The organism is Cryptosporangium japonicum, from assembly GCF_039524755.1.
In the GTDB taxonomy this organism is placed as follows: domain Bacteria; phylum Actinomycetota; class Actinomycetes; order Mycobacteriales; family Cryptosporangiaceae; genus Cryptosporangium; species Cryptosporangium japonicum.
Map to the genome: position 1 here is coordinate 284391 of NZ_BAAAGX010000003.1, position 7763 is coordinate 292153.

At 70.2% G+C, this 7763-nt stretch carries 8 protein-coding genes; 2 read left to right on the forward strand and 6 right to left on the reverse strand.

Annotated elements, in window-relative coordinates:
• Positions 1–47: 47 nt before the first annotated feature.
• From ABD437_RS02985 to ABD437_RS03010, 6 genes are read right to left on the reverse strand one after another with little or no spacing between them, the layout of a single operon-like run.
• Entirely contained in the window at positions 48–1016 is a 969-nt protein-coding gene (locus ABD437_RS02985; protein ID WP_344647163.1) for a hypothetical protein, read from the reverse strand.
• Complete coding sequence (locus tag ABD437_RS02990; RefSeq protein ID WP_344647164.1) at positions 1013–1435, reverse strand: type II toxin-antitoxin system Rv0910 family toxin; 423 nt, start codon at positions 1433–1435, stop codon at positions 1013–1015. The genes ABD437_RS02985 and ABD437_RS02990 overlap by 4 nt, the downstream gene beginning before the upstream one ends.
• A gap of 15 nt (positions 1436–1450) precedes the next feature.
• The gene (locus tag ABD437_RS02995) at positions 1451–1654 is read right to left on the reverse strand and encodes a ferredoxin (RefSeq protein WP_344647165.1); all 204 of its coding nucleotides are present in this window, start codon (positions 1652–1654) and stop codon (positions 1451–1453) included.
• Positions 1651–2886 carry a cytochrome P450 gene (locus ABD437_RS03000; protein ID WP_344647166.1) on the reverse strand — a complete coding sequence of 412 codons (1236 nt, stop codon included), beginning with the start codon at positions 2884–2886 and terminating at the stop codon, positions 1651–1653. The genes ABD437_RS02995 and ABD437_RS03000 overlap by 4 nt, the downstream gene beginning before the upstream one ends.
• A gap of 31 nt (positions 2887–2917) precedes the next feature.
• Positions 2918–3787: an arylamine N-acetyltransferase family protein gene (locus ABD437_RS03005; RefSeq protein ID WP_344647167.1), complete on the reverse strand. Its 870-nt coding sequence runs from the start codon at positions 3785–3787 to the stop codon at positions 2918–2920.
• Positions 3788–3804: 17 nt separating this feature from the next.
• Positions 3805–4881: an arylcarboxylate reductase gene (locus ABD437_RS03010; protein ID WP_344647168.1), complete on the reverse strand. Its 1077-nt coding sequence runs from the start codon at positions 4879–4881 to the stop codon at positions 3805–3807.
• 156 nt (positions 4882–5037) lie between these two features.
• On the opposite strand from ABD437_RS03010, the gene ABD437_RS03015 reads away from it, so the two are divergent.
• A complete protein-coding gene (locus tag ABD437_RS03015; protein WP_344647169.1) occupies positions 5038–6255 on the forward strand; it encodes a cytochrome P450 family protein in 1218 nt (405 codons plus the stop codon).
• A 180-nt stretch (positions 6256–6435) separates the two neighbouring features.
• Positions 6436–7763: AfsR/SARP family transcriptional regulator (locus ABD437_RS03020; protein ID WP_344647170.1), on the forward strand; the 1328-nt coding region annotated here is incomplete at its 3' end.

The window sequence follows — 7763 nt, forward strand, 5'->3', positions numbered from 1 at the left end:
CTCGGTCAGCCGGTCGGTGAGTGCTGGTGCGATGTGCCGGCGGGCGCTCAGCCGAAGGTCGGCATGACCCCGGCGTCGTAGACGGCCGCGCCGAGTCCGTCGAAGTCCTCCGCGGTGACGACCGGGTAGACCGGGAACGGGAACGCGAAGAGGTCAGTCGCGGACGAGACGCCGAGCACCAGCGCCAGCCGGGTCTCGTGCCGCGCGAGACCGCGCAGCACGTGGTACATCGCCGTGCTCGTGGTGGAGTTCCGCTCCAGGTCGGTGCGGATCTCCGCCGCGGTGGTCAGGGTCCGGTCGCTCAGCCCGGAGATCACCGGGATGCGAGGATCCGTGAACGTCATGGCCGCGACGTGCGGGGCCATGAGGTCGTGGTGGAACTGTTGCAGCGGGCTGTGCGCGCCACCGAGCGCGGTGACGACGTTGACCTCGCCGGGGGCCTTCCTCGCCGCGAGGCTCTGGAGCGCATCGACGTAGCCGGTGAACATGTACATGCCGTGCGCGCCGTCGATGAACTGTCCGACCTCGCACGCGAGGTGGACACCCGGTTGTCCGTCCAGGTAACCCTCGAGTCCGAGCTCGTGCGCGACCACGCAGATCGCGACCGCGCGGGGCGCTTCCCCTTCCGGGTGCAGCGGCAGCTCGGTGCTGGCGCGGAGGTAGCCGAAGAGTTCCCGGCGGTCGATCGCGCCGGCGAGGGTCGCTCCGATCATGAAGCCGAGGCTGGAGCCGCCGATGACGTCCGGGAGGATCCCGCGGTCGGCCAGCACGTCGGCGAGCCCGATCGAGTACGCGGCCTGTCGGACCTCGGCGACGAACCGCAGGTCGGGCTGGACCGAGACGTCACCGGAGTAGAACGCCGCGGTGAAGTCCTCGGTCAGCAGACGGTCGGCCGCTATCCCGGTCCAATCGGCGACCTGCCGCATCCAGTCGCCGAGGATCGGGAACCGATCGCACAACGCGGTGCCGGGCGCGTCCATCGCCATGCCACCGCCGAAGGTGAAGGCGAGCGTCATGAGGGGAACCTCTGCGCGCTGGTGTCGACGAGCTTCTGGGCGGCCTTCTGGATCATCGTGCCGATCGGGCCGATCACCGGGCCGCCGGTCAGCGTCAGATCGAGGGTGACGCCGACCCGGCCGCCGTCGCTGACCGCTCGCAACGCCAGCCGGGCATCGACGCCGGTGGTGGTGCGCCCGGCCAGCTCGAGGAGTTCACCGCAGTCGGCGGTGACGATTTCCCAGTTGACGGCGGTCGGCGCGCCTAGGATCGCGACGCTCTGCTTGAGCGTCGCGCCCACCTCCGCACCGGACGGCGGTTCCTCGAGCCACTGCTTGTGGAAGGCGACCCACTCGGGATACCGGCCGAAATCGACGAACGTCTGCCAGACGCTGTCGACGGTGCCGGAGACCTGGGCGGTCGTGCTGGCGTGTGCCATCTCTCTCCTCGCGGGTCAGGTGGTGATCGCCCGGACGGGGCAGGCACCGACGGCGGTGAGCGCGGCGGCGCGGTGGTTCTCGTCCGGGGTGGGCTGCAGGACCACGACCGTTCCCTCGTCGTCCTGGTCGAACGTGTGGGGCGCGGCGAGGACGCACGAGCCCGAGCCGATGCACACCGTCGGGTCGGCGGTGATCCGCCACTCCCGCTCCGCGGTCACCACGTCACCGGCACGTCGTAGACCTCGGGCAACGCCGAGTCCTCCCGCGACACGATCCGGTCCAACGGCACCGCGAGACGCAGGGTGGGGATCCGGGTGAACAGCGTCTCGTAAGCGATCTCCAGCTCGACGCGGGTCAGGTTGCCGCCGAGGCACTGGTGGATACCGTGACCGAACGCGAGCTGCTGCCGCGCCTGCCGCCGGACGTCCAGGTCGTCGGGGTTCTCGAACACGTCGGGGTCGAAGTTCGCGGCCCCATTCGGGGCGATGACGCCCTCGCCGGCCCGGACGAGCTGGTCGCCGACCATCACGTCGGCCGTGGCGACCCGCAGCGCCGACAGGTCCGAGACGCTGACGTAGCGCAGGACCTCCTCGACCGCGTCCGGGTACACGGTCGGGTCGTCACGCAGCGCCGCGAGCTGGTCGGGGTGGTCCAGCAGTAGCGCGACGCCGAGCGAGAGCATCGAGGAGGTCGGGCCGTACCCCGCACCCATGATGATGACGGCGAGCGTGGCGAGTTCGCTGGTACTGAGCGCGCCGGTGGCGACGTGTTTGGCGATGATGCGGCTGAGCACGTCGTCGCCGGGGTTGGCCTCCTTCTCCTCGATCATCGACAGCACCATGCTGCGCAGCGCGATCTGGTTGCGGAGTACCTCGTCCATGTTCTGCAGGTCGGTGTCGACGCGGTGGCCGACCATGAACTGTTCGAGCTCGGCGTACGGGATCCCGAGCAGGTGGCAGATCACGTTGCCGGCCATCGGGAAGGAGAAGACCTCGGCGAGGTTGACCGGCGGCTCCATCGCCAGCATCGCGTCGACGAGCCGGTCGGCGGTCTCCTGGATCTGCGGGCGCAGCCCGTTCATCCGCCGCACGGTGAACTCACCGACGACCATCTTGCGCAGCACGGTGTGGTCCGGCGGATCCAACACGACGAGCGGCTTGACGTGGGCTGCGGCCTGGCGGGCGGCGGCCAGCGCCACCGCGAAGATCGGAAAGCCCGGCTTGGTGATGTCGGAGCTGAACGCGCTGCTGGTCAACACGCTTCGAGCCTGGTCGTAGCGGGTCACGAGCCACGCCGTGTTGCCGTCGTACAGCTGCACGCGGGTGGGTGAGGTGGCCCGCAGGTCGGCGTAACCGGCCGGCGGCCGGTACGGACACTGCCGTCGCTGCGGAAAGCTCGGCAGGTCGTCGGCGGTCGGTGGTGGTGCGGAGGCGTGCTCGGTGAACGTCATGATGTCCGGTCCTCGTGGTCGGCTCGGGCGCTCAGCTGAACGCCTTCTCGTCCGGCATCGGCAGGGTGGCCAGCTTCGCCGCGAGCTCGTCGGTCAGTCCGAGCTGGAAGGTGTCGCGCAGCACCGCGCCGATCTCGTCCGTCGCGATCACCTGCTCGCTCGGCGGACCGTCCGGCGGGAACGTGATGAGCTTGCGCCCGACGAAGTACTGCTTGGCCTCGGCGCGAGCGCGTTGGACCAGCAGGAACTCGTTGAACTTCGAGCGCGGCGACATCGTGGAGAAGTGCAGTCCGACCTCGAAGTCGATCGGGAAGGCCGGGTCGGAGGTGAACTCGTAGAGGTCGAACCAGCCGTCGTGGCGCAGCGTCCGCAGAACCCAGTAGTCGCCTTCGGCGTTCAGCCGCCACCGCCACGGGCCGACGTGCGACTCCGCGCCGTCGACGAGTTCGATCGGCTGCTGGAGACCCTCACCGCCGAAACCGACGTCGGTCAGCCACTGCCGTCCGTCCGCCTCGACGATCACGACGGCGTGGAGTTTCCCCTGCTTGTTCCGGTCGCCCAGCCGCGGGCGCACCATGAGCCGACGCGCCGGGAAGCCCAGGTGTTCCAGTGCCGCGGCGAACAGCACGGTCAGCTCGGCGCACGCTCCGCCCCGGCGCTCAGCGACCAGTTTGCGCTGCACCGAGGGCACGTCGAGCGGCGGTAGCACGCCGAGGACCAGGTCGATGTTCTCGAACGGAATGGTCCCGGTGTGCGCCCGGTGCACCTGCTCCAGGACGTCCGCCGTCGGTTTCCGCGGGCCGTCGTAGCCGATCCGCGCCAGATAGGCGTCCAGATCCAGCCCCTCGGTCGGCCAGACCGGGTCCGCCACGGAGACCGGTCCACCTGCGGTTGCGGTCATGAAACTCACCTTCCGGGTCAGTAGATGCCTTCGGGCGCGACGCGGGCGTCCAGGAGCGGCCGGACGTTGGCGACGCCGTCGCAGGGCCACTCGGGGCCGGTGTCGTAGCGGACGGCGAGGTCGCGTTCCAGCACGTTGGGCAGGAAGAGGTCCTCGTGCAGGACGGTCATCGCGACCCGGCCGGTCTCGCCGAGCCCGACCGTCCGGGTCCAGTCGCGCGGGTCGACGACGCGCATCGTCACCTGGGGGTAGTTCGGCACGTGCGGCATCAGCTCGCCGTTTCGTTCCACCGGAAGGGCCAGCGTGTTGCCGAACGTGTTGCCGTACATGATGCTGACCATCTCGCCACCGATGGCCTGGACGAACGAGCGCCACATCGCGCCGGTGGCGTGCGTGCCGGTCATCCGTACGCCCTGGACCGTCGCCACCAACTCCGGCTCGGCGCGGATACAGGCCTGCAGCAACGCCGGTGTGGTCACGAGGTAGTCGATCGGCTGCGACCGGAGAATGCCGGCCATCTGCGCGATGACGTGATCGGTGTACTCCTGGGCCTCCCGCATCCGGCCCAGCCGGAGCTGATGTTTCACCCAGCGAGGATCGAAGTCGATGCCGTAGACCCGCGCGCCGTAGAGGTGGACGAGATCCCACCCGCTGTGGCCGATGAGGTGGGGGCCCGTCGGAGTGGCCTGCAGCCAGGTGCGTCCGGTCTCGAACCCCTCCCGGCGCATCGCCCACCGCCGCCAGGCACCGCGCAGGCGCAGCATCGGCTCGGTGTAGAACGCCCGGCTCGGGTCGCCGGTGGTGCTGCCGGACTCCCACACCCGTCCGGCCAGCGGGCGCGGCACGGCCAACGGCACGAGGTCGGCCGGGTCGACCGAGCGCAACACGTCGAGGCGGAACGGACCGAAGGCGCTCAGCCCGTCGTACGTCGTGACGTCACGTGGATCGAACGACAGCTCGGCGGCCCGCCGTAACCAGTAGGGGCTACCGGTCACCGGATCGAACGTCCGCCGGACGACGTGACGGGTCCACTCGTCCAGGTCGGTCTGCAGTGCCTCGTCGACCAGGGCGTCGACGTCCTCGGCGATCGTCATTTCGGCGCTCCTCCCGCCGGCGCGGTCCACCAGCGATCGGAAGACTATGAATCGCTTCTGCCAATGCGCTTGCAATCGCCTTGTCACCGGATCTGCGGCCATTTTCGCTATGGCAGCATCCGAGGCGTCTATTCGCGACCGAACGGGGAATCCACGATGACCCAGACCGTGACGCATTCGGTGCCGGACGATCTCGAGCGTCGTCCCGACCCCTATCCCTGGCTCGAAGAATTGCGCGCGGCCGGTCCGGTGCGACGGCTACGGATTCGCGGCGACTTCGACGCGTGGATCGTCACCCGGTACGACGACGTGCGCCGGGCTCTGACCGACCCCCGGTTGTCCAGTGACCAGCGGCACGCGGCCGACGTGTACGCGGCCAATCCGCTGTTCCGCCGCAAGACCGACAAGCCGACGAGCATGCTTCTCGCCGAGGCGCCCGACCACGGCCGGTTGCGCGGTGCGGTGTCCCGTGCGTTCACCGCCCGACGGGTCGAGCTGCTCCGGCCGCGCATCCAGGAGATCGCCGACGGGCTGATCGACGCGTTCGCCGCCCGCGGCACCGCCGACCTTGTCGGCGAGTACGCCTTTCCGCTGCCCATCGAGGTGATCTGTGAACTGCTCGGGGTGCCGGCCGACGACCACGACCGGTTCCGGGACCTGTCGGCCAAGGTGGTGACGCCCGCCCGCGACCCGGCCGGCATGGGCGCGATCGTCTTGGCGTTCGAGCAGCTCAAGGCGTACGTCCGGGAGCTGGTCGCCCGCAAGTACGTCGAACGCGGCAACGACCTGCTGTCCGAGCTGGTGGAAGCCGGCGAAGCCGGCGTGCTCAGCGACGAAGAGATCGCCGCATCCGGGGTGTTGCTGCTGGTGGGTGGCCACGAGACGACCGCCAACCTGATCGGCACGAGTATCCGGCTACTGCTGCGCCACCCGGAGCACCTCGCCGCCGTGCGGGCCGATCCGGCGGTGCTCCCGCGGGCCATCGAGGAGTACATGCGGATCGACGGTCCGAACGTGCTGGGCGTCTACCGGCACACCACCGAGGACGTCACGATCGGCGGCGTGACGATCCCGCGCGGGCAGATCGTGGTGCTGTCGATCAGCGCGGCCAATCACGACCCGGACCGCTTCGAGCGTCCGGGCCTCGTCGACCTCGACCGGCCGGACAACGCCCACCTCTCGTTCGGTCACGGCATGCACTACTGCCTGGGCGCGCCGCTGGCCCGGCTCGAGGGCGACCTGGCGATCGCCACGATCCTGCGCCGCCTCCCCGATCTCCGGCTCGTCGTCGCGCCGGACGAACTGGTGTGGCGTCCGGCTGTTCTCCGCGGGCTGGAAAGCCTGCCGATCCAATTCTCGGCGACAACGGATTGACCTCGCCGTAACGGGGTGACGACCCGCCACCCCTATTTCCGGGAATCGTTCCTCGATCATTCCGCACCCGCCGCGACGGCGACTAGGGGACGCACTCGCTAGGGGTTGGCCGCCTTCCGCGCCGAACCTAGCGTCGGTCCCCGACGACGCGGAGCCGATGCCGGATGATGGGGGCAGTCAATGGAGTTCCGTATTCTCGGGCCGTTGGAGATCGGCACCTCGGCCGGGGCCGTGGTGTCGATCGGCGGGCCGCGGGTCAAGACGTTGCTGGCCGCGCTCCTGGTGAACGCCAATCAGACGCTGCGGGTCGACTGGCTCGCGGACGCGGTCTGGAACGAGCAGCCTCCCCCGGCCGCCGCCGCCACCCTGCACTCGATCGTCTGCCGACTACGAGCCCGACTGGCCGATATCGGTCCGGACGGCGAGAACCGGATCGTCACGGACGCCGACGGATACCGGCTCCGCGTCGAACCCGGTGAGCTGGACGCCGACGTCTTTCACCAGCGGGTGGACGCGGCGCGGGTCGCCGTCGGCGACGGTCGTCCCGACGAAGCCGCGACGCTCTACCGCGAGGCGCTGGCCCTCTGGCGCGGATCCCCGTTGGCGAACGTGACCGCCCACTTCGCGCAGGCGTACTCGGTACCCCTGGACGAGACGCGGATCGCGGTCACCGCCGAGCGGCTCGACCTGGAGCTGAGCGCGGGGCGCGACGTGCAGGCCATCCCGGAACTACTGGTGTTGCTCCAGCGGTATCCGCTCCGGGAGAACCTGGTCCGGCTGCTGATGCTCGCGCTCTACCGGTCCGGCCAGCAGGTCGAGGCCCTGCACGTGTTCCGCACCGCGCGTCGGGCGCTCGTCGACGAACTCGGGGTGGAGCCGAGTCGGCGGCTGCAGCTGCTGCACCAGCAGATCCTGAACAACGACGTGCCCGCCGAGGCACCGGAGCGGCCGGCGGTGTCCGGCTGTCACAACCTGCCTCCCGACACCGGCGACTTCACCGGGCGGGACGCCGAACTCCGACGGCTGACCCGGCCGGGCGCGGCCCCCGGGACGCCGCACGCGCCGTTGGTCGGGGCCATCAACGGCATGCCCGGCGTCGGGAAGACCGCGCTCGCGGTGCGGGCCGCTCATCTGCTGGCCGAGCGTTACCCGGACGGTCAGGTGTTCCTCGATCTACGCACGCACGATGTCCAGGATCGCCGCCGCGGTCCGGCCGCCGCGTTGGAAGCGCTGCTCCTGCTGCTCGGTGTCCCGACCGGGGCCATCCCCGCATCGGTCGAGCAGCGCGCCGCGATGTGGCGGACCCAATTGGCCCATCGCCGGATGGTGGTGGTCCTGGACGACGCCGCCGACGCCGCGCAGGTGGCGCCGCTGTTACCCGGCACCCCGACCTGCGCGGTGCTCGTCACCAGCCGCGGCCGCCTACCCGGGCTCCCGGCGAACTGCACGGTCGCACTGGCGCCGCTGCCGTCGTCGGACGCCGCGACGCTGTTCGGCCGGGTCGTCGG